20 protein-coding genes and 2 tRNA genes are annotated in these 22655 nt (G+C 59.6%); 5 read left to right on the top strand and 17 right to left on the bottom strand.

What is annotated here, in order from left to right; translation table 11 throughout:
- Positions 1-1014 carry a YaaC family protein gene (locus tag HWX91_RS16920; protein ID WP_208459040.1) on the bottom strand — a complete coding sequence of 338 codons (1014 nt, stop codon included), beginning with the start codon at positions 1012-1014 and terminating at the stop codon, positions 1-3.
- Between the two features lie 284 nt (positions 1015-1298).
- Positions 1299-1961, bottom strand: coding sequence for a hypothetical protein (locus tag HWX91_RS16915; RefSeq protein WP_028197840.1), 663 nt, complete (start codon positions 1959-1961; stop codon positions 1299-1301).
- 555 nt (positions 1962-2516) lie between these two features.
- On the opposite strand from HWX91_RS16915, the gene HWX91_RS16910 reads away from it, so the two are divergent.
- Positions 2517-2590: transfer RNA gene (locus tag HWX91_RS16910), tRNA-Gly, on the top strand.
- A gap of 130 nt (positions 2591-2720) precedes the next feature.
- Here the strand turns inward: HWX91_RS16910 and HWX91_RS16905 are convergent.
- Positions 2721-3104: an aggregation-promoting factor C-terminal-like domain-containing protein gene (locus tag HWX91_RS16905; protein ID WP_028197841.1), complete on the bottom strand. Its 384-nt coding sequence runs from the start codon at positions 3102-3104 to the stop codon at positions 2721-2723.
- Between the two features lie 369 nt (positions 3105-3473).
- Here HWX91_RS16905 and trmB point away from each other — a divergent pair, with 369 nt between their 5' ends.
- The gene (gene trmB, locus HWX91_RS16900) at positions 3474-4256 is read left to right on the top strand and encodes a tRNA (guanosine(46)-N7)-methyltransferase TrmB (RefSeq protein ID WP_028197842.1); all 783 of its coding nucleotides are present in this window, start codon (positions 3474-3476) and stop codon (positions 4254-4256) included.
- Positions 4257-4340: 84 nt separating this feature from the next.
- Here the strand turns inward: trmB and HWX91_RS16895 are convergent, their stop codons facing one another.
- From HWX91_RS16895 to HWX91_RS16885, 3 genes are all read right to left on the bottom strand, one after another.
- A complete protein-coding gene (locus tag HWX91_RS16895; RefSeq protein ID WP_028197843.1) occupies positions 4341-5177 on the bottom strand; it encodes an undecaprenyl-diphosphate phosphatase in 837 nt (278 codons plus the stop codon).
- An 81-nt stretch (positions 5178-5258) separates the two neighbouring features.
- Complete coding sequence (locus HWX91_RS16890; protein ID WP_028197844.1) at positions 5259-5852, bottom strand: DUF1439 domain-containing protein; 594 nt, start codon at positions 5850-5852, stop codon at positions 5259-5261.
- A 100-nt stretch (positions 5853-5952) separates the two neighbouring features.
- Positions 5953-6276, bottom strand: a complete 324-nt coding sequence (locus tag HWX91_RS16885) for a YkgJ family cysteine cluster protein (protein ID WP_081833159.1) — start codon at positions 6274-6276, stop codon at positions 5953-5955.
- Positions 6277-6509: 233 nt separating this feature from the next.
- On the opposite strand from HWX91_RS16885, the gene hemN reads away from it, so the two are divergent.
- Positions 6510-7895, top strand: coding sequence for an oxygen-independent coproporphyrinogen III oxidase (gene hemN, locus HWX91_RS16880; protein WP_028197846.1), 1386 nt, complete (start codon positions 6510-6512; stop codon positions 7893-7895).
- 106 nt (positions 7896-8001) lie between these two features.
- Positions 8002-8086: transfer RNA gene (locus tag HWX91_RS16875), tRNA-Leu, on the top strand.
- Positions 8087-8499: 413 nt separating this feature from the next.
- Here the strand turns inward: HWX91_RS16875 and HWX91_RS16870 are convergent.
- The gene (locus HWX91_RS16870; protein ID WP_028197847.1) at positions 8500-9825 is read right to left on the bottom strand and encodes an MFS transporter; all 1326 of its coding nucleotides are present in this window, start codon (positions 9823-9825) and stop codon (positions 8500-8502) included.
- Positions 9826-10238: 413 nt separating this feature from the next.
- On the opposite strand from HWX91_RS16870, the gene HWX91_RS16865 reads away from it, so the two are divergent.
- Positions 10239-10745 carry a MarR family winged helix-turn-helix transcriptional regulator gene (locus HWX91_RS16865; protein ID WP_042275726.1) on the top strand — a complete coding sequence of 169 codons (507 nt, stop codon included), beginning with the start codon at positions 10239-10241 and terminating at the stop codon, positions 10743-10745.
- Between the two features lie 35 nt (positions 10746-10780).
- Here HWX91_RS16865 and HWX91_RS16860 read toward each other — a convergent pair whose 3' ends face one another.
- From HWX91_RS16860 to HWX91_RS16815, 10 genes are all read right to left on the bottom strand, one after another.
- Positions 10781-11872 carry a porin gene (locus tag HWX91_RS16860; protein WP_028197849.1) on the bottom strand — a complete coding sequence of 364 codons (1092 nt, stop codon included), beginning with the start codon at positions 11870-11872 and terminating at the stop codon, positions 10781-10783.
- 85 nt (positions 11873-11957) lie between these two features.
- Positions 11958-13553: an MFS transporter gene (locus HWX91_RS16855; protein ID WP_028197850.1), complete on the bottom strand. Its 1596-nt coding sequence runs from the start codon at positions 13551-13553 to the stop codon at positions 11958-11960.
- A gap of 169 nt (positions 13554-13722) precedes the next feature.
- The gene (locus HWX91_RS16850; protein WP_028197851.1) at positions 13723-14346 is read right to left on the bottom strand and encodes an N-carbamoylsarcosine amidohydrolase; all 624 of its coding nucleotides are present in this window, start codon (positions 14344-14346) and stop codon (positions 13723-13725) included.
- A 9-nt stretch (positions 14347-14355) separates the two neighbouring features.
- Positions 14356-15390 carry a 2,5-dihydroxypyridine 5,6-dioxygenase NicX family protein gene (locus HWX91_RS16845; protein ID WP_028197852.1) on the bottom strand — a complete coding sequence of 345 codons (1035 nt, stop codon included), beginning with the start codon at positions 15388-15390 and terminating at the stop codon, positions 14356-14358.
- 24 nt (positions 15391-15414) lie between these two features.
- Complete coding sequence (locus HWX91_RS16840) at positions 15415-16269, bottom strand: alpha/beta fold hydrolase (protein ID WP_028197853.1); 855 nt, start codon at positions 16267-16269, stop codon at positions 15415-15417.
- Between the two features lie 31 nt (positions 16270-16300).
- Positions 16301-17053, bottom strand: coding sequence for a maleate cis-trans isomerase family protein (locus HWX91_RS16835; RefSeq protein ID WP_028197854.1), 753 nt, complete (start codon positions 17051-17053; stop codon positions 16301-16303).
- 58 nt (positions 17054-17111) lie between these two features.
- The gene (locus HWX91_RS16830; RefSeq protein WP_042275686.1) at positions 17112-18104 is read right to left on the bottom strand and encodes an amidohydrolase family protein; all 993 of its coding nucleotides are present in this window, start codon (positions 18102-18104) and stop codon (positions 17112-17114) included.
- A 73-nt stretch (positions 18105-18177) separates the two neighbouring features.
- Positions 18178-19395 (bottom strand): xanthine dehydrogenase family Fe-S subunit, encoded by a 1218-nt coding sequence (locus HWX91_RS16825; RefSeq protein ID WP_028197856.1) that lies wholly within the window; start codon positions 19393-19395, stop codon positions 18178-18180.
- A gap of 13 nt (positions 19396-19408) precedes the next feature.
- Complete coding sequence (locus HWX91_RS16820; RefSeq protein WP_028197857.1) at positions 19409-20248, bottom strand: FAD binding domain-containing protein; 840 nt, start codon at positions 20246-20248, stop codon at positions 19409-19411.
- Positions 20248-22653, bottom strand: a complete 2406-nt coding sequence (locus tag HWX91_RS16815) for a xanthine dehydrogenase family protein molybdopterin-binding subunit (protein WP_042275687.1) — start codon at positions 22651-22653, stop codon at positions 20248-20250. Before HWX91_RS16815 ends, HWX91_RS16820 begins: the two co-directional genes overlap by 1 nt.
- Positions 22654-22655 lie beyond the last annotated feature (2 nt).

Below are 22655 nucleotides of genomic sequence, written 5' to 3'. Positions count from 1 at the left end.
TTAGTTTGAGGGGCGCACATTGGGAAACATGAACTGTTGACCAGTCAGTTCGGCTACCAGTTCGTCAAGAAACTGCGCCGGCGACATCCGGACAAACTCCGTCAACAGCCAGTTCTTTTGGCCATTTAGAAAAGAGGCCAGTTCGATTGGCCGATAGCGGCAAATTTCGCTGAGCCTGTGCATCGCGAGTAGCGTCAGTGTGAGTGGCGAACGTTTCAGTCTAGACGGGCCAGGGACGACACATTTCACATACCAAAGCGTCTGGGTGCCTGCAAGGTAATTGATGTCGGGCCGAAGTCCGCGCAACAGTCCTGCGACGGCGGTTTTATCCGCTTCCGAGCTGGCATCTTTCCCGGTAACTATCGCCGTCGCAACAGACCTGATCGTTCTTGCATCGTTCACTGTTGGATCGGCAATGAGCGAGGGCGGAAGGCGACGCATGTGGGCCGATCCCGTGAAGTCCTTCGACAGGAGTGCAGAGAAATAGGCAGCGCCAGTTGACGCATCAAACTTAATCTCACAGTCCGTCAACGGAACGAACAGGTCGCGCTGGTTCGCATAGCTCAGGCAGAAGGTTCGATGGATGCACGGCAAGTTAAAAAAGATCTCCTCCAAGCTGTGGTGCTGCGATGCTTCCAATTCACCTAGGTACTGCGACAGTGCAGGCGCAATACCTCTTTGCATGATTCTTACTCCTTCGTTTGACAGAGCGATCTTGCTGGACGGTCCTCTCATGTTGTGCGCGCGAACACCATGGTGCTCATCGAAAACGACCCCTTTGGCAGAGAGCAATGCCTTCGTGGCGTTCATAAACGTGTAGTAGAGCAACAGCGGGGCAGACTCGACTGGCATTCCCTGTGATGCCGTAAAGAACGAGTGCGCTTGCTCCCAATAGAACAACGCATTGGGCTTTTTGGCACGACGGAGCCAAAGGGATACGTACTCCCAGTGACTGTTGGTCAGGACCGTGCGCGCACCCAGATTAGGACTGACTGTGGCCTTGTGGGGCTTCACGTCTCGGTCGTTTATTCGCAATGTAGGCATCTATACCTTTGCGTCAATATGAGTTGACGACTCTTTCTTTGCTCAAGGCCGGGTAGGCGAAGGCAGGTCGGATAACCTCGGCAATCAGGGGCTCCATATCGGGGCAGAGCCTACTCGAAAGCAGTCAATCGTGGACGACGGCTTCGGGCCGACTGCTGCCGCCCCGGAGCGGGCTCTGCACGCGGCGGAACCTTGATGGCTCTTTGTTAAGTGAAGCGGACGTTTGTCGCCGCTCGGACAGATGTCTTTGCTTGTCAGGGCTTGCTGCCGATCACCATTCGAATCGGTGCGACGTTGTTAGCGTCCCACGGGGGACCATTTACGTTGTCGGGCAACTCGCCGGTCACAAACTGGTCAAGCCGACCGACGCCAATCCCCTCCCTGGCCAGCGAACCCACCAATTCGTTGGCGGCATTTTCAGCGCTTTGATCACTCCCACTACTCGTGCTCAACCCTACACCGCGATACCATCTCCCAGGAGAAATGGTGTTCCAGACACGTACCTTCCAACCCGCCGCGTTCAAGGTTGTCGCAATCATGCCGGCAAACGGAAGCGCGTCCTCGCTTCCGCCGCCATAAATTAGAATGTCTAGCGATGTGCCTGCGAATTTGCTTAGTTGGTTTTGAAGGTTGGTCTCTTGGGCACCCGTTAACGATCGCGGTGCCAATCGCTCTTCTATCTTGACACGTGCGAGCTTTTCTTCTTCTGCTCGTTGGTTTGCCTGTGCAGCCTGCGCGACAGCTTGCGCTGTTTTTGCTTCATTGCTGGTTATTCGTTCGTCGGAGTATCTGTCTCGAATGCCGCCACTCCAAAACGCTCCGGCCGTACCGAGCAGCACGAGTGCGGCGCCAATCGTAAGCGCTATGTTCGACAGACCAAAGACGCTGTCTGCCATTTCTTGGGACAAGTCAAACATCCGTGCTCTCACTTACTTGGAAAAAACGGCGATGTTGGTACGGAACGCCGTAATCGATAGCGCCCCCAAAAAGATGTATCGGCACCAATTCGATTAACTTGAGGCCTATAACGATGGCTATTCAGTCAGCAACGATTGATCAACTTCAGGCCAGTGAAAAAGACTCCGGCAAGAAGAGTGTTACTCGGCTCGAAGCTGTGGGACGTCGATGAGATAAGATGCGCGCGCATTTGCCGAATGTCCGGCACGTGCAGGAAGTCCGCATATGTCAGTCCATAGGAAAGGGGGCGAACCGCCCTTCTTGGCCGACGAGCGCCCGCGCGCCAGTCAGTGACTATTCACACTTCCGTCTGTACGGCCACCCCCTTCCTTACGATTGGCCATAGATTGCCCCAAGCGGTCGCTCGAACGGCTGCAACTGGTCGATCCGAGACTTTCGTGACCAGCCGTACTGGCAATGCCAGCAAGAATTTCCGAAGTGCATACACTTTTCACGCCACCTCACACGAACCCGCCTCCCCAAAACGCTGAAACCCCTGTAAAATAGCGGGCTCTGCGGGCGTCGTATAATGGTAATACCCTAGCTTCCCAAGCTAGAGCCGTGGGTTCGATTCCCATCGCCCGCTCCAGATCCCTTCAGCCAGCCTGGCGATTGACCGGGCGGCTTCGCGAAGGAATCTGCGTCTGCCGTGTTGGCCACCTACTCCCGCTCTATCATTTCAGGAAATCGCACATCGCTGCGATGAACCCGCACGCCATTCAGCACCAGTGGTTTGCTTCCCACACCAGCCGCGCTGATGCCGCAGTGTGATACCGGCCGAGAATATAGCGAATCCCACCCTGACATTCCTCGACTGCATTGCCGAATGATTTTTCGCCATTCGGATTCAATTCACATTGCGACGGCAGCAATTGATACATGCCGCGCGTGGCCAACTTGCCGTTGCGCATGCCTACTGCGCCGCCGGACTCCTGCGCCATGATCCACAGTAAATCGTTGAATTGCGTGAGCGGCACGCCTTCAATGGCCATGGCTTTGCGAAGCGCATTCCGGGAAGTGGTCGGAACGGCGGTTGGATCGACCGCGGTCCAACCGATTTTGGCGGGTTTCGTCTGACGATGGTTGTGTGCGTATTTACCCATAATGAATTTTCGTTTCGATAACCGTTACAAGGGATGGCTTACAACTCGATTAAAACATACGAATTGTAATCATGGTTATGAAAACGTAATCTCGACTCTGGCTTCAGGCCCGGTCAAGCCGGTCACCTTCTGGACGCACCCTTTTCGGGTGTGCTACCTTACGCGCACTTGCAACGCCCGCTCCACCTTCCTGCTGAGCCTTCAGCAGAAATCAGCACGAGCCGCCTCCCATGAAGGCGGCTTTTTTGTAGTGACAGCGGCAACGCATAGCGATTCGAGCGAACTGCGCCCCGTCCCGCGCCAGCGCAACGGCACCTCGCAACGGGCCACGCAAGCCGCCATGCCCTCACCCTTGTAGCAGCATCGACCATGATCCACGATCCAAACGACGCCGGCCTGCCGGACCAACTCCCGCCGCCTTCCTCCGCAATCGAAGGCCAACCGGTCGATACCGGCGCCCCGTCAGAAGAAGCCCTGCACCGGCGCCGCATCCGCAGCTTTGTCACGCGTGCGGGCCGCGTCTCGACCGGCCAGCGCCGCGCGATGGATGAACTCGGCCCGCGTTTCGTCGTGCCCTTCACCCCACAACAACCCGACTGGAATAACGTGTTCGGCCGCGCAGCGCCGCGCGTGCTAGAAATCGGCTTCGGAATGGGCGCGACCACGGCGGAAATCGCCTCGCACCGTCCCGGCGACGACTTTCTCGGTGTCGAAGTGCACGAGCCGGGCGTCGGCGCGCTGCTGAAGTTGATGGGCGAGCAGTCATTGTCGAACATCCGCATCATTCAGCACGATGCGGTCGAAGTGCTCGAACAGATGATTGCCCCGGACAGCCTCGACGGCGTTCACATCTTCTTTCCGGACCCCTGGCACAAGGCGCGCCACCATAAGCGCCGGCTGATCCAGCCGAAGTTCGTCGCGCTGCTGGTTTCCCGTCTGAAGCCGGGTGCCTATCTGCATTGCGCAACCGACTGGCAAAACTACGCCGAGCAGATGCTCGAAGTACTGGGCGCCGATCCGGCGCTGGAAAACACCGCCGATGGCTATGCCCCGCGTCCTGAATATCGTCCGGTGACAAAGTTCGAACGCCGCGGGCTGCGGCTAGGACATGGCGTGTGGGATCTGGTGTTCAGGAAGCGCGCCACGGCGTAAAAACACGCGCGATACCCCGCCTGCAAAAAGAAAAAGGTCCGTGAACGCGGACCTTTTTTCATGCTTCCAAAAACGGCTGAAAACTCAATCCGCCCAGCTCAATGCACCGCTGTAGCCGACCAGCAGGATCAGCAGGCCAAAGCCGATCCGGTACCACGCGAACACGGTGAAGTCGTGCGCGGAGATATAGCGCAGCAGCCAGCGCACGCAGGCGAAGGCGCTGATAAAGGCCGCCACGAAGCCCAGCGCGAAACTGCCCAAGGCGTCGACGGACAGCAGATGCCAGTCTTTATAGAGTTCGTAAGCCGTCGCGCCGAAGATGATCGGAATCGCGAGGAAGAAGGAAAACTCGGTGGCGACGCGCCGTTCGAGACCAAACAGCATTCCGCCGATGATCGTCGACCCCGAACGCGACATGCCCGGAATCAACGCAAAACATTGGGCGAGGCCGACTTTCAACGCATCGAGCGGGCTCAAATCGTCGACGTGCTGAACGCGCGCCGCTGTTTGGCCTCGCGCGCGCTGGCGCGCTTCCGCCCAGAGGATCACCACGCCGCCCGCCACCAGCGCGAACGCGACCGGCACCGGCGAAAACAGCGCAGCCTTGATGCTCTTCTCAAACAGCAAGCCGAGCACGACCGCCGGAATCGTCGCGATGATCACGTTCAGCGTGAAGCGCCTGGCGTCGGGCCGGCTGGGCAAACCGGCCACCACACTGCCGATGCGGCGGCGAAACTCCCAGCACACGGCCAGAATGGCGCCGAGCTGGATCACGACATCGAAGGTTTTCGCGTGGTCATCCGTGAAATTGAGCAGACTACCCGCGACGATCAGATGGCCCGTGCTCGACACCGGCAAAAATTCCGTCAACCCCTCGACGACGCCCAGAATCAGCGCCTTGCAAGCCATTAGCCAGTCCATCCGTGACCCTCATCGCTGTAGATAGTCGGAACGAACAGGGCCCGCACGGCACCCGCGCGACCCTGCCGGCCGCGCGCGACGTCATTTCTCGACGATTTGCACGCGTATGCCGTTTGTAAGGATCGTGATTGTACCGGGTTCGTAGTTCACCCCGGCAAATTGCAACTGTTCGGGCTTGAACGTGTAGATCGGGTAATTGGTCAGCAACTGCGTGGCGAGTACGGCCGCCGCCGCGTTGATCTGCTGCGTGTAAGCCTGCGCCTGCCCGCTCACGCTGACGTTGTCGACGTTCGGCGACTTCAGCACGACGGATTTGCTGGCCGCGTCGTAGGCCAGTTCGCTCGACAGCGTGAATACACCATCGACCGGTTGCTGCATGAACGGGCTCACGAGCCGTGCGTCGAGCTTCACCGAAACACGGTTCGCGTCCGGCAGGAAGCCGACCACCGGATTGGTCAGCGCGACCTCGAACACCTGCGAAACCGTGCGCTGATACGGGAATTTGCGCTGCACCGCGTCCTGCACCTGTTGCTGCGAGAACGTGTAATGCGAGGGGATGAACGGAAAGATCGGCGTCGCGCACGCCGCCAGCGACACAGTGAGGCCAAGCGCGCTACAGCCTGTCAGCGCTGCGAGCAGGAAGCGGCGCCGGGTCGGCGCAGCGGGTTGAGTCATGCGAAATCTCCTGTGGAAGCCTTTTCGTGCATGCGCTTCGGTTGATGCGTACCTGTCCGAACGGATGGAACGGACGGCATGGCGGAATCTCGTTCAGGCGCTAACGGCGCACCGCCGGCTGAGTTTGTGTTTCCAGTTGGGCGAGCCACGCGAGTGCTTCATGACGGCTCGCGCCGCACATGTCCATCTGCGGTTGCAAACCGGAGCAACACGCCGGCCGCTCCGGTTGACCGAAGATCGCGCAACGCAGATCGTCACCAAGTTGCACGCAGCGCACGCCCGCCGGTTTGCCATCCGGCATGCCCGGGATCGGGCTTGAAATCGACGGTGCGATACAGCACGCGCCGCAATCGGGGCGGCACGCGTGACCGGTCACGTTGAACGGGGACTCGCGCTTCAGAGCGCGGCTCGACACATCACTCACGACATTCTTCCTGAACTCAAAAACACGCAACACAACATGCAACGCAGCGCCAGACCCGCATTGTGCCATCGCGTCGCGTGCGACCTTTTTACACAATTCGGCCGAGGACCGCCCACGTAAACTCGATGGATACGAAAGGCCACGCTCAAGAGGCGTTTGTGCTGCTCGATCCGGTGCCGAGAACCCCGCCGGCTCGTGCCTCTTCAACGGTGGCTGTCCAACCCGAGCGCCCCATGACCACCGCCAACCTGCTATTCCGCCCCGACCTGCTCGCCAAGTACAACGCGAATGGTCCACGGTATACGTCCTATCCAACCGCCCTCCAGTTCCGCGACGAGTTCGATCCTGCCGACTATTTACGTGCCGCCGCGGACCCAGGGGCATCGGCCACCGATCTCTCGCTGTACTTTCACATCCCCTTTTGCGACACCGTGTGCTTCTACTGCGGCTGCAACAAGGTCGCCACGAAAAACCGCGCGCACGCGCGTCCTTACGTCGACCGTCTGAAGCGGGAAATGGCACTGCAGGCGGCGTGTTTCGACACGCGGCGCCCCGTGTCGCAATTGCACTGGGGCGGTGGAACACCCACCTTCCTGTCGCACGATGAAATGGCGGAGCTGATGGCCGCGGCACGCGAGCATTTCAGCCTGCTCGCCGATAGCGAGGGCGAGTATTCGATCGAAGTCGACCCGCGCGAAGCGTCGCCCGGGACCATTGCGCATTTGCGCACGCTAGGCTTTAACCGGCTCAGTCTCGGCGTACAGGATTTCGATCCGGTGGTGCAGCGAGCGATCAATCGCATTCAGCCGCTCGATATGACCGTATCAGTGATGCAAGCCGCGCGTGCCACGGGCTTCCACTCGATCGGCGTCGATCTGATTTACGGGCTGCCGCATCAAACGGTCGACAGCTTCAGTCGCACGCTCGACACAATGATTGAGCTCGCGCCCGACCGTCTTTCGGTGTTCGCGTACGCGCACATGCCGCAGCTCTTCAAGATGCAACGGCAGATGGATCCCGCCACGCTGCCCTCCCCGGCCGTGCGGCTTGCGATCCTGCAACGGGTGGTCGAGCGGCTGACGGGCGCGGGCTATGTCTACATCGGCATGGATCATTTCGCGCTGCCCATGGACGAACTCGCACGCGCGCAAGCGCAGCGTACGTTGCATCGGAATTTCCAAGGGTATAGCACGCGCGCGGAATGCGATCTGATTGGCTTCGGCGCGTCGTCGATCGGCAAAGTCGGCGACGTCTACGCGCAGAACGTCAAAGATCTACCGGGCTACGCCGCGGCAATCGATGCCGGCAAGCTCGCAATCACACGCGGAGTGCGCCTCACAGCGGACGACCGTCTGCGGCGCGACGTGATCACGCAATTGATGTGCAATCTGGAGTTGCGTTTCGATGAATTCGAAGCTGCGTACGGCATCCGCTTCGCCGATACGTTCGAGCCGGAGCTGGAGCGCCTGCGCGGCTTCGAGCAGGACGGGCTGGTGTCGGTGAGCGGCCACAAGCTCGAAGTGCAGATGGCCGGACGCATGCTCGTGCGCAACATCGCGATGGTGTTCGACCGCTACCTCGGCCAGCAGGCGCTCGAACGGTTTTCACGCACGGTTTGACGGCCGGGCAAGCGAAGAAGGCGGGCGGCTTGCTCGCCGTCGAATTTTCGGCCATAATCTGCGTCTTCGCCGCGCGCCAAAGTCTGACGCGTGCGCTGCAAGACCTGCCCAGGTGGTGAAATTGGTAGACGCAGGGGACTCAAAATCCCCCGCCGCAAGGCGTGCCGGTTCGATTCCGGCCCTGGGCACCAAAGAATATTCCAGAGAAGTACAGAAACCCGCGACAGCACAAGGCTCCGCGGGTTTTTTCGTTTTCCGGAGTCAGTTCGATCTTTGTTTTGCAGGATCGATCATGCAAGCGATTTGACTCCCACTATCCCGGCGCCGGTCAGGCAGCATTTCGCAGCCGCTACCGAGCCCACCAGGATGGCAGAAATGCGACGGGCGTTTGGCGGACTCTCAGGCACGCCCCCTCCCCCCGGCGCTTTGCGTGCTCAAGTTCGCGCCGATGCTGTTGGTACGACCCTGGCGCACTGCTTTTCAACACGTCAAGGTCGACACTGTCCATGATCAAGCCTTGTGTGGAAATCCCCGGGATGCGGTAAAGACGGCGCGTCATTCAGGCATCGAACCGGCAACGCAACCGCTCGATGCCGCCACTACCTCAATACGAAGCGACAACGTCGGCGTGGACTGGGGCACGCCAGGTGAGTCCGATGATGACGCCGAGCACGCAGAGCGCGGCGATATACCAGGCAGGCGCCATGAGGATGCCCTGCCGACCCACCATGTACGAGGCGACTGCCGGCGCGGTGCCGCCGAAGATCGCGTAGGCGGTGTTGTACGACAGCGCAAAACCCGTGAAGCGAACCTCGGGCGGGAAGCTTTTCACAATAATGTACGGGCCGAGCGTAATGGTGCCGATCAGGAAGCCGCCGGCGATATAGAGCGGCCAGACCGCGCTACTGCCGGAAGTGAGCGCGAAGTAGAAAGCGCCTGTCACAACGAGCATTGCGATGCTGCCCAGCGCGTACGCCTTGCCGCCGCCAATCCTGTCCGCGACCCAACCTGCGACCGTGCTGCCTATGATCAGTCCCAGGATCGACCACGAGTTGTTGGTGAATACCGCTTTCGCTTCATAGTGGAACTGCGACTGCAGGAAGGTCGGTGTGTACAGGAAATACAGCACGAAGATGCCGGAGAAGACCCATGTGGCCAGCAGCGATACGACGATCGCACCACGGTGATGTTTGAGCACGACCGACAGCGGCAAACGCGAGTCAGCGGCACGTTTGGCGCGCAGCGCTTCGAAGACGGGCGTTTCGTGCAGGTAGCGACGCAGGTAGACGGAGATCAGCCCAAAGACGCCGCCCGCGATGAACGGCATGCGCCACCCCCAACTCCTCAGGCTCTCCGCATCGAGATTGCCCATCAGATATTTGGCGCTCAACGCACCGAGCAGGATGCCCGTGCAAAGACCCGACATCAGCAGGCCGCACGCGAGACCCACGCGGTCACGGCGCACGTGTTCCGAGCAGAAAATCCAGGCGCCCGGGACCTCTCCCCCAACGGAGAGACCCTGAAGGACGCGGCACAGCAGAAACAGCAGTGGCGCGGCCATGCCGAACATCGCATAGCTGGGCAGCAGGCCGATCAGGAGCGTGGGAAACGCCATCAGGAACAGGCTGAGTGCAAACATTTTCTTGCGGCCGATCCGGTCGCCAAAGTGGGCGAAGAAGATACCCCCGATCGGACGAACGAGGTAACCCGCCGCGAAAATGCAGAACACCTCGAGTTGGGCAAGCCATTCCGGTGTGTGCGGCGGAAAGAACACGGTAGCGAGCAGCTTCGTGAAGAATACGGCGACGATGAAGTCGTAGTATTCGAGTGCGCCGCCGAGGGAAGCGAGCCCTAGCGTCTTGATGTCGCGCCAGGACATTGACTGCCCGCCCAAGGCAGCCTCATTCGATCGTACAGGGGTAGTACTCATTCGTTGCCTCCAAACACATGAAAGTTGACGCCCGGCAAAACTGCCAACCCTTTTTATCAGCACACTGATTAATTGGGTATGGAACTAGCCCACCAACGAATCCCCGGGTCGAAATGCCTGCGTGACGCTTCTCTTACGTTGACTCTTAAAATCAAGGGAATCTCAGCCGCTAGCAACGGCCTGCCAACCTGGCGGTAGAATCATCAGCGTACTGACAAATAGGTTTTTATCCCGAAAAAAAAACGAATGCAACAGGAGTTCTCCCAGGCCGTCCCGTCAAGGACTGCAGACGGCGTGTCTGCCACCCAGGCGCACACTACGCGCACCTGCCCTAACGCAAGCGCCACCGACTGTCACCGCCAGACAGCAGTTACACTTGTCCTGAATGACAGGACTCTTTGAAAAGGATGAATATGGGCACAGTTACGGAGAAAAAGACTGCCGTCGCGGATTCGACGATTGAGACCGGTCACCTCTGGCAGCGTCCGGGCTTCCTGATCCGGCGCCTCAATCAGATCCACGTCGCACTGTTCTTTGAAAGCTGCAAAGACTTCGCGATTACGCCGGTTCAGTACGGCTTGCTCACAACGCTGAGCGAGCGCCCTGGGCTCGACCAGACCTCACTCTGCGCTGAAGTCGGCGTCGACCGCACGACGATGGCCGACGTTCTCCGGCGCCTGGAAGAGCGGGGACTCGTCAAGCGTGAGCCTAGTCCCGCTGATGGACGCCAGAAAATCGCCAACATCAGCAGCAAGGGGCGGCGCGTCATGAATGAGATGTATGAGAGCATGCGCGAAGCTCAGGTCCGATTTCTGGCTCCTCTGGATGCCAAGGAGCGCATTGAATTCATCCGGATGATGATGCAACTGGTCGAAGGCAACAACCAGTATGGCCGCACATTACTCAAACACTTCGACTGAAAATATGGCGTCCCGGGACGCCATATTTTCCGCTCTCAAAACCGATGCAATATCCCGACTCGCGTCAACAGTTGCCTGTCGTTGCTCGACGCACTCGACACCGCCATGATCCACGCCTTCGGGTCGTTGTCACCGCTCACCTTCTGATACACGGCTTCTGTGTAAAGTACCGTGCGCGTGGACAATGCATATCGAACGCCCACTGAGAACTGGTTAGCTTTGTCGCTGGCAAGCACGGCATTGCCTTTCATCAATTCGTAGTCTCCACCAACCGAAAGTGCCGGCGTAATCTGGTAGCGTGCACCGATCTGATACACGTTGATGGTTGCGTTGTTAGCCGTGTTTTTTGTGTTCGTGTACAGGACGTTAAGCGTGGCCAGGCCGAACTTATATTCGGCGCCGGCCCCGAAATTTCGTATCCCGGCCATGCCGTTCGCAAGCTGCGCATACCGTTGGTACGTATACGCCACACCAGCGGAAAAAGGCCCGTTGGCATAGTTAGCGCCGAAGCTCTTACCGTCGTTCTGCGCGATCGCACCAGGCACACCGCCAAAGCTGTAAAGCATGCCGGCTGAGAATCCATAGTACGTCGGCGTCGTGTATTTCACCGAGTTGGAAATAGCGGTGCCCGACATGCGGTCGAAATTCGCGTTCCCTGAGGAATTTCCCGGAATGCCAAGGCCCGAAAATGGTCCCTCCCGAAAACCGTACTGTCCCGCGATGTAGATCGAATTGTCAAAGCGCAGCAACGAGTCGATCATGAAGTCGTACTGTTCGCCAAAAGTCAGTTTCCCGTACTGATCGTTCGACAGACCCACGTAAGCGTTACGGCCAAAAAGTCCGCCGCCGTTCGTCGGAAAAATTGCGCCGGTACCGAGATTGAACTGGTCGATCAATTCAAATATTGCCTTGTTACCGCCACCGAGATCTTCTGTGCCGCGCAGGCCCCATAGGTTCGGCATCGCGATGCCGTTATCCATCGCGTAGTTATGACCGCCCTTCTGATTGGTGACCATGGTGATCCCCGCATCGAGCGCACCCCAGAGTTGCACGGAAGATTGCGCGCGCGCCGGAACGGCGGCCGCAAGAGTACACGCCGTTGCAGCAACGGCCCATGAAGTTCTCATCGCCAAACCTTATATGCAAGATTGTATGAAGAGCTCCGTCGCCCAAATGAGCTGCAGAAATCTTCTCTATGTAGGGAAATATGGACTACTGGGAAACGTCCCGGCGAAACGTTTCAGGAACGAAAAGCACACCGACTATCAGAGAGAGCACCGCAATCACAATCGGATACCACAAGCCGAAGTAGACGTTGCCGTTCGCTACCGCCATGGCCGAAACAACGAAGGGCAACATCCCGCCGAACCAGCCGGACCCTAGATGGAACGGAAGTGACAGCGAGGTGTAGCGGATTCGTGCGGGGAACAGTTCAACCATGAACGCCGCCATCGGACCGTAGACCATCGCGAGATACACAATCAGCAGCCACATAAGGAAGATGACCATGGGCGCATTGATCTGCGCCGGGTCCGCATGTTGCACCCACCCAGCGGCCAGCAGCGCATTCTCCAGCTCGTGCCGGTCGCCGCTGTGCACGGTGACGTTGCCAATAGTGGTATCCGCCGACTGCCCTGGTTGCAATGGCATCTGCTGGTATGAAACGCCTGATGCACTCAGGAACGAACGAATGCGGTCGCAATCCGTTTTCGGTGAGGCAAACAGCGAAAAGTGGCAGTCATCTGCGTGAACGATGACCGGCGAGCTTTTCTGGAACGCCTCCAGCTTCGGATTCGCGTAGTGGGTCAACGCGTGAAAGATTGGCTGCGTCGTTGCGGCGAGCAGCAGGCAGGCTGTCATCATGATCCACTTACGCCCAATGCGGTCAGAGAGCCAGCCGAAGATCAGGTAGAACGGAAAAACGCACACCAAGGCAATAGCCAGATAGAGATTCACCGTGTTGGGCGCTACCTTCAGCGTGTTCTGCAGGAAATACATCGAATAGAAGTGGCCAGTCCCAAACACGACGCCGACGCCGGAAGCAGTACTGAACAGCATGATGAGCACGTACTTGAGATTTTCCCAGTTGCCGAAGCTCTCGCTGATCGGAGATTTCGACAGTTTTCCCGCGTGCTTCATGCTCTGGAATGTCGGCGACTCGGCCAACTTCGTCCGAAGGTAAACGGAGATCACCAGTAGCGCGAGCGAAACCAGGAACGGCACCCGCCAGCCCCACTCCTGAAACGATGCGCTGTCCATGGCGGACCGGCTCGCGCTGACAACTGCGATGGATGCCAGCAAACCCAGTGTGGCAGTCGTTTGCAGCGAACTGGTATACAAACCCCGACGCCTGGCTGGGGAATGTTCGGCCAGATAGGTAGCCGCCCCACCCGTTTCGCCGCCCAGCGCAAAACCCTGCAACAGCCGCAGGCACACGAGCAACACCGGCGCCAACATCCCGATCCTTGCGAACGAAGGAAGCAGTCCCACACCCACCGTAGCGACACCCATCAGGACAATGGTTGCCATGAAAGTATATTTGCGACCGATCCGGTCGCCGAGCCGGCCAAAGAACAGCGCGCCGAGCGGCCGCACGAGGAAGCCCGCACCGAATGTAGCGAGACTGGCCAGAAAGGCCGTAGTCTCATTTCCACTGGGAAAGAAGAGCGTACTGAAGGTTCCCGCCAGGGCGGCGTAGATATAGAAGTCATACCATTCGAGTAACGCCCCAAATGAGGACGCGATAATAAGCGTAAATTCGCGACGCGTGACAGCATGCCGCGACGGCTCCGACGTCGAGATTTCCATTCCCACTCCTGGCTGCACGGTTTTCTCCGAATATATATTTAGTTATACATAATTATTGAAAGGTGATCTGGCATAGCCAGACCAGCATCGATGCACGTTTCGATTCGAAAAGCGTTAGCGATCGGCGCCGGGCGCGCCTTATCTGACGCGCCCTTCCGCTTCGGCCCGGCTACAGATTTCCGAGGACGCTGAGTGCTTCGTCCCGGGTCATGACAGCGGCATACTTCTGTGCCATATCAAAGAGGTTGGCCTCGTGCGGAGCGATGGCACGGTCGCCCACGCAATCTGAGAGCACGAACGGACGGAAACCGTACTGCATCGCGTCCACCACGCTCGAGCGCACGCAGCCGCTCGTCACCGCACCGGCGACCACCAGGGTCTGTACACCGCGCTGTGTGAGCCACGCAGCCAGTGATGTGCCGAAGAACGCCGACGGCACCGTCTTGCGCACCACCAGTTCACCCTCGCGCGGCGTGAGTTGCGACACGATGGCGCTGTTGTGCGTGTGCTCCTTCAGTGTGAGCAGACCCGGCACCTTCAGCGTAAAGATGTTTTCGTCCGCATCGTCGTCGGCGAATACGATGCGCGTGTGAGCGACGGGCCAGCCGCGCTCGCGCGCATGCGCCAGCAACGCAACAGTGCGCTCGATAGCTGGCGCGATGTTGCCCCCGCCGAACACTTCGGGGTCGGCAAAGCCGTTGACAAAATCAACGATAAGCAGACCCACCGGCGCCTTCGGTTCGAGCGTCGAGCCGAAGCTCTGGCGCTGGTATGTATCGAGTTCATTGGACATGCCGATTCCTCACTTATCCAGTACCTGGCCATTGCGCACCACCGCCTCACCATCGAGGAACACGTCGCAGCGGCGCAACGGAATGTCGATATGGCAGGTAGTTGTGCGCTTGCCACCCGCTTCGTTGTTCGGTCCGAGCGAGAACAGGAAGTTGCCCTCGAAGGCGCGCGCGTCCATACCGATGGTCGCCTCCCGGTCATACAGCCCCAACGTCGACCAGTGCGCGCGCGGCTGCAGCCCCCAACCGATGTGCGAGATGGCATACGCCTCGGGGTCCTTGAAGGTGCCCATGTACTCCTTGAGCAGATCCGCGTCCATGCCGCCCTCGATGCGGGTGGCAAAGCCGTTCTCGACAGTGAGTTCGATCCGGTCCTGCACATAGCATTTTTGCGGCAGCAGGATGTCGCCCCGGTCGATCACAATGCGCCCGTAGGCTCGCCCTTCGTTGGGAAATGTCAGTGCAAAGCCACTGGGCCAGTGGTCCCACCGGCCCGGCTTGTCGACGAAGCCGTATTCCGCGATCGCCTCGAATTCGCCGATTGGACAGTGGAAGTCCGTTCCGGCGGCCGACACGACGTGCATCTCTTTGGACCGGTTGATGTGGGCCTGAGCCGCCAGCACCCGCTCGCGATCGGCCAGACTTGGCACTAGCCGTGTCAGCACTTCAGGCGGCTCGACCGCGAGCAGAATCCTGGTGCCGGTCTTCAGAATGTCGAGTTGCTCCGGCGAGAACAGCAGCGTCATCAGATCCAGGACCAGGTCGCTCGCCTTGAGCGCGGCTATCGCCGCAGGGTTGCCCGTGAGCGGTGTCGTGCCCAGGTAGGCAAGCGAGTCGCGGCTCAGCGCCTTTTCGCCATTCACCGGCGGCAGGTCCAGGCGGTTGACGATCGCACCCATCGACTGCGTCGCGATCAACGCGGTCGAGAGCGTTTGCGGATGGGTCGCCGCACTCGTCAGAATCGTGACAGTCTGGCCCGCTTCAAGGCGCGAGAGTGTCAATACCTGCTTCCACGCTTCGACCATCTGGTAGTCGCTAACTGGCATCGAGTTCTCCTTGGAAAAGGGATGTCAAGCCCGAACGGTGGCCAGACTCGGCAGAGGCGCGCCCAGAAAATCACCGAACGCACGATAGAAACCGGGCTCGTCGTCCCACGGAATCATGTGACCGGCGTCGGACACGTGCGAGTGTTCGAGTTGCGGTATCAGCGTACGAATCTCTTCGATGTCTTCGGGGCGGACCACGTCGCCACGTCCAGCCGTCATCAGCAGGACGGGTATGCCGATGTGCGGCAGGTCCCCATGCATGTCGTCGGTATGGAAGCCCTCAAAGCTCGCGATCACGGCGCGTTCGTCACACGTGTGCAGCCACTCGGCGCGCAGTTGGCGCTGCTCATCGGTCCAGCTAGGACAGAACGCGCGCATTCCCTCGGCGTCCGTGCCTTCGCGCGCGAGGCGCATCGAATCGACGTACCAGGGCAGCTGCGATGGATACGGGCGACGGCCCGGTCCGGATACGGGCGGATCGAGCATGACCAGTCGGGCAAGACCGCGTGGCTGCGTGCGCGCGGCGCGTGCACCAATGCGACCGCCCATCGAGTGGCCCACTACGCTGTAGCGTGTCAGCCCCAGCGCCTGAGCGAACGCGACCAGGTCCGCAGCCTGCGCATCCAGGCTGTAGTCCAGTGAGTCCGATGCCGAAGACAAACCCCGGCCGCGGACATCGAGCACATAAGTGTCGAACGTCGTGCCGAAGTGCTCACCGACGAAACCCCACGTCACAGCCGGACTGGTGATGCCCGGCACGATGATGACGGGGTCGCGACCGGCGCGTGCGTCGCTCGCACCGCCGTAGCGCAGGTAGTGCTGGCGGATTCCGTTCGCGTAAACGTTGCCACCGTAGAGAAATGTGGATGTCTTGCTCATGCCGGTCTCGGAGTCGTTAAGCGTCAGCACGTCAGTAGGCACCAGAGAGCAACGCGCCGGCACCCGGCACTACTGCTTCCAGACCGAGCTGTTTGAGCATGGCGTAGGTCGTCGCAATCGAAGCGGTAATGACAGGTTTGCCCGTCATCGCTTCGACCTTGGCTACGGCCGGCAGCGAGGGCATCTGCACGCATGCCGAGAGCACGATCGCATCGGCGTGGGTCGTGTCCATCTGGGAAACGATGCCCGGCAGCAGACCGGGGTCGTGGCGGCCCACCTCGAGGTTGTCGGGAATTTCGAGGGCACGGTAATCGAGCACCTCGTAACCTTCATTACGGATGTAGTCGACCACCAGTTCGGTGAGTGGCTTCATATACGGAGCCACCACCACAATACGCTTTGCGCCGATCACCTTTAGCGCATCAACGAGTGCGCCAGCGCTGGTGATGACCGGTGCCGCCCCACCATTCTCGACCGTACGTTCATGCAGCCGCTTCTGCGACACGCGGTGATAACCGTGACCCATCGCCATGATCGCAACCAGACACGCATAGCCAAGCACGTCCACACGCGCGTCGCTGAGTTCCAGCGCACAGCGGTCCGACTCCGCATCCATGGCGGCCAGCTCTTCCTTCACCACCTTCTTCATGCGCATACGGCTGGAGTGGAACGTGAAACGCTCGGCACGGATCGTCTGGCGCGCGAGCAACATCGCCGGAATCTCCGTCTCCATCGTCGTATTCGAACTCGGCACAATCTGACCAATTCGGTACTGCTTCGTCATTGCTACCTCTAGATAAATTTAACCTGATGTTTTCGCTGCTCGCGGTAAAAAACCGGCGTCACAGCTTGAAGATACGTTCGGCATTACCGTGGCAAACGAGATTTCTGACTTTCTCGTCGAGGGGTGCCTGCTCAATGAAATCGGCGGCAATCGCCGTGGACTCGTACGGGTAGTCCACCGAAAACATCACGGCCTCCGGGCCCATTTCCCCGATTGCACCCAGCAGGGATGGCGCCGAGCAGACACCGGAAGTGGTAATCAGGATGTTTGTTCCGATGTACTCGGAAGGCGCGCGCTCGAGACGAATACCGTGCGAGTAAACAGCGAAACGGCTATCGAACCGCCAGCGCAGGTAGGGCAAGCCCTCACCCATGTGGCCCAGAATGACTTTCAGTTTGGGGAACCGGTCGAAGACGCCACCGAAGAGAAGGCGCAATGCATGGCTGCCGGTTTCAACACCCCACCCCCACGCGGCACCCGTCAATTCCGGATGGCCGTCGAATACCTTTGGCATCACATGCGCATCGGTAGGATGCAGATACAGCGGAACATCGAGTTCCTGCACCCGTTCCCAGAAAGGGTCGTAAGCACGGCCATCGTAGTACGTTCCCAGCGTGTGCCCATTCACCAGCGCGCCCTTGAAACCGAATTCCCGAACCGTGCGGGTCAACTCGTCAACGGCGCCATGAGGTGTGTGCATCGGCAGCGTGGCAAACCCGCCAAACCGCGTCGGATGCCGCGCAATCTGTCGTGCCAGAAAATCATTGCTTTCCCTGGCGCGAGCAACTGCCAGAGCCGAGTCCGTCTCACCCTGCACGCTCGGCCCGGTTTGGGACAAGATGGTGTAATCAATCCCGGCGCGGTCCATCTCGACGATCCGCTGCTCGTCGAAATCCGCAAGCCGGGCCGCAAGATCGGCGAGCACGTCCGGCGCGATGTGCTGGGTGAAGCTTTTTGAGTAGCCCTGGAAGCCAGGCGTTGAAAAGTGCTCTTCAAGGGCAATCTTCCGAATCCGTTTAGTCACGACAAAACTCCCATTTTTAATCAGCATACTGACAATAAGAACACTAGACGGCGTGCTTGACACGCTACGCCCCCGTCTTCTGCTATCGCTGTAACAGCATTTATTCGCCTCTGCCAAAGAGCCGTTTTATGCGGCCCCACAGGACACTCCACACCAGACTGCCGACGTTGAATCGGGACTGCAACGCTGCGGAGTCCGGCGCGTCCGCACCGCCCAACTGCGCGGTAATTCGCATACCGAAGTCAGCAATCATCCGTCGAACAAAATCTTTAACAAGCCCGGAACGCGAAAATTGCGCGAGCGGTCCTTGCAACATGTATTCGAGCGTGACCGCCACTCGCGTCTGCGTCCCGTTCGCTTCATCACTCAACGCGTAAGTCACGTCGCCACTCGCTTTCGAGCGGCTGATGTTGTCCTGGCCCGCTCCACGCATCACGGCCCGATGCGCCGTGTCATCACGTTCAAGACGTGCAGCACCGGCAAAATTCGCCGACATCGGCCCAAATTTGATGGCGATCTTGCCTTTCACTTTTTCGGCATCGTGCTCGATCAGTTCCGCCCCTGGCAGACAACCGGTGACGGAGGGAAGGTCTCCCATAAAACTCCAGACCCGCTCAAGCGGAAATGGCACGACGAAACTGTCATCAATTGCCGTCCAGCCTTTGCGCTCACCCGCCGGCTGGGCAGCAGAAACCGGCGATGCCGCGCTCGCCTCTTGCGGCGCGCGTTCCGGGGCAATCGACGGGACAGCCGCCACTGCTGCAAATGTCTGGAATGCACCGGTTTCCTGCGCCGCCGTCTGTCGAACTGGAGCCGTGGGAACGGTGGGAGCGTCAGCGATCGGATTGTCTTTCAGGTCGCCGAGTACCGCTTTGATCGCGTTGACGATGCCCATGTAGCCGGTACAGCGGCACAGATTTCCCGACAACTCGAGACGAATGCGCGACTCATCAGCGTCGGGGAAACGACGCACGATATCGCGTGCCGTAATGAGCATGCCCGGCGTACAGTAGCCGCACTGCAGGCCGTGATGCACCGAGAAAGATCGACGGATGCGCTTCATCAGTTCATCGTCGTCGAACCCTTCGATCGTACGCACCTTCTGGTGGTCGCAAGCAACCGCGAAAGTAATGCAGGAACGCACCGGTTCGCCGTCGATAAGGACGGTGCACGCGCCGCACACTCCGTGCTCGCACCCCAGGTGGGTGCCGGTCAGATTCTGGCTATCGCGCAGGAAATCGCCCAGATGCGTGCGCGGTGCGACCTCGCCGCGTATCGCCCGGTCGTTGATAGTGAGTTCAATGACAGACATGGAAATTCCCGTTAACGCGTTACCGCGCGGATGAACCGAAGGTTTGTGCAAGACAGCGCTCAACCGTGGCGGCATGCATGGAGCGGTCGATGGCGTCCGCATTCGGCATCGCGTTCGCTACACCTGCCGCAATCGCCTCCGCTGTGGCGGCACTTGGGCCTTGCTGCGCGATTGACTGCGCAAGCGAGTCCAGTGCGGTCGGCGGCCCATCGAGCGCGCCAAGGACTACGCGTGCCAGGCCGGTTTGCGCGTCAAACGCCGCAGCCGCGCTTGCGTGGGCGAACTCGCCAGTCTTACGGCAAAGCTTGTAATAGCCCCAACGCAGAGTGCCACCGATTTTCGGCAACAGAACCGCTGAGATAATCTCGCCGTCTTCAAGCAGCGTTGTAAAGGCACCCAGCATGAACTCACTGGCGCGGACTTGACGCGTACTGCCCGCCTTCGCGAGCTCGAGCCGGGCATCAAGGGCCGAAAGCGCCAGCGGCCAGTCGGCCGCGGGGTCGGCATGCGCCAGACTGCCGCCTATGGTTCCTCTGTTGCGAATCGCCCGGTACGCAATACCCGAAGCGACATACTGCATAAATCCGTTACGCAAAGGCTCGTACTTTCCGTCCTCGATTTCCGCGTGCGTAATCGCCGCGCCCACACGAACCACATCACCTAGGACAGTGACGCTGCGCAATTCGTCGACATGTGACACATCGATCACGCGCGATGGCCTCGCCAGACGGAGATTGAGCATCGGCCCCATCGACTGGCTGCCGGCGATCGGTTTCACGCCCGTCGCCGAATCACTGAATTCACGTAACGCGTCGGCCAATGTCGCGGCGCGTACGTATTCAAAAGCAGCAGCCTTCATCAAATCACCTCGTGAGCATGTTCTGCTTCTGCTTTGCTGTGCGAGGCCGTTTTGGCCGCCTCAATCGCGGCAAGCAGCCGTCGCGGCGTGAGAGGCGTCTCGCTGACAAGTGCTCCAATCGGACCAAGCGCATCGTTCACCGCATTGAAAAGCGCGGCGGGGGGTGCGATCGCGCCACCTTCGCCCACACCTTTCGCGCCGAATTCCGTATACGGCGACGGCGTTTCCATGTGAATGATGGTCAAGGGCGGCAATTCCGTCGGCCCGGGCAACATGTAGTCCGCTAGCGTGGACGTGAGCGGCTGGGCGTTATCGTCGTATAGCGTTTCTTCATAGAACGCGGTGCCGATACCCTGTGCCGTGCCGCCGATGGTCTGGCCTTCGACGACCATCGGGTTGATCATTCGCCCGCAGTCTTCAACGATGACGTAGTCCAGGATGTCGACGTGGCCCGTTTTCGTATCAACCGCCACGGCGGCCGCATGCGTCGCGTAGCTGAATGCGCCGGTATCGACCTTCGGCTTGAAACCCTGCGTTGCTTCAAGCCCGGTAAGATCCACGCCCGGGGGTAAGCGTTCGGGCCGCAAATACCACGCGTGACCGATCTCAGCGAGGGAAACTCGCCCCGTTGTGCCTACCACCTCGCCAGCCTCGTAGCGGACCGCGTCTTCCGGTTCACCCAGGATATGCGCGCCAATTTTGATCAGTCGCGGTAGCAGTTCACGGCATGTTGCCGCGACTGCACCACCTGCCATGACAATGCTGCGAGAGGCGTAGGTACCCGTGGAGTACGGGGTGAGAGCGGTATCGCCGTGCACGACCTTGATCTTCTGAATCGGAACGCCCAGCACTTCATTTGCGATCTGCGCCAACGTCGTTTCCATCCCTTGGCCATGGGAATGGATTCCGGCACGAACTTCCAGGCCACCATCCGCTGTGATCCGAACCGTTGCCAGGTCGTAGCCTGGAACGACCGGCAAGCCCCACGACGCGAACACTGCCGTGCCGTGTGCCGATTGCTCCGTGAATGTCGCGAAGCCGATACCGATCAGCCTGCCGTCTGGCTCGCCCTCTTTCTGGCGACGACGCCACCTGGCAACGTCAAGCTGTTCAGCGGCCCGCTTCAGACTCTCCTGGAAGTCGCCGCTGTCGTAGTGCTTCTTGACAACGTTCGTATAGGGCATGTCGGCCCCGCGAATCAGATTGTCGTAGCGAACCTCCCACGCTTCGCGGCCGACTGCCCGCGCAATGGCGTCCATCGTCAGTTCGATCGCGAAACAGACGCCGGTGCGTGCCACGCCACGATACGGGAGGAAACCGGGCTTATTGGTTGCCGCGCACTGGGTACGGCAGCGGTATCCGCTGAAATCGTAGGGGCCAGGCAGGTTACCCAACGCCTGCCCTGTTTCCAGCCCAATCGTAAAAGGCCACGCGGAATAGGCGCCGCCGTCAATCAACAGGTTGCAGTCCAGCGCCAGGAGCCGTCCGTTGTTGTCCGCATACGCGGTAAGTTCATAGTGGTGCTGGCGCGTATTCGCACCCGCGATCAAATGCTCACGACGGTCTTCGATAAAGCGAAACGGACGTTTGTAGGTGAGAGCAAGCCACGCAATGCAAAGCTCTTCCTGTTGAAGCACACATTTGTAGCCGAATGCACCGCCCACATCAGGCGAAATGACGCGCACCTGAGCATGGTCAATGCCAAGGCATTGCGCAAGCACCGTACGGATCATGTGCGGGACCTGGGTCGACGTAATGACGACCAGTTGCGCCTGCGTGTGGTCCCAGTAGGCCAGTACGGCCTTGCCTTCCATTGGGACCATGCACTGACGGGCCAGGTCGACCTTTTGCCTGACGACGACGGGTGCATTTTTAGAGCGCTCGTCGAAATTGACATCCGCCTTCAGATCGAGGAAGAGATTGTCTGTCCAGTGATCATGCACCCGCACGTCTGTGCGCTCGCGTGCCGCGAATGCACTCGCCAACGCAGGCAGTTCCTCCAGATCCAGCTCGACTTCCTCCGCGATGTCCTCGGCCTCGGCGCGGGAACTCGCGAAACACATCGCCACGGGTTCGCCGACAAAGCGGACTTTCCCAAAGGCGAGCGGCGGGTGCGATGAAGACTTGTAGGTCGGCAAGCTGGAATCAGCCACGATGTCTGTCGCCGTCTGCATGTCTTCCCGCACAATGACCTGATCGGCGAAGCGTTCGGGCTTGCCGATGCGCTCGATGCGCGCATGCGCAAGTGGGCTGCGCAAGAACGCCACTTCCTGCAAATCAGGAAACGTATAGTCGGCAACGAATTTTCCCTTGCCATGCAAATGGCGCTCATCTTCGCGACGCCTCACGCGGGCGCCGACGCCGCCACTTTCGATGGGCGCTTCCGTCGGTTCAGTGTGGCTCATCG

This window comes from Paraburkholderia fungorum (genome assembly GCF_902833645.1).
Lineage (GTDB): Bacteria > Pseudomonadota > Gammaproteobacteria > Burkholderiales > Burkholderiaceae > Paraburkholderia > Paraburkholderia fungorum.
This window is presented reverse-complemented; position numbering and strand designations above follow the sequence as displayed.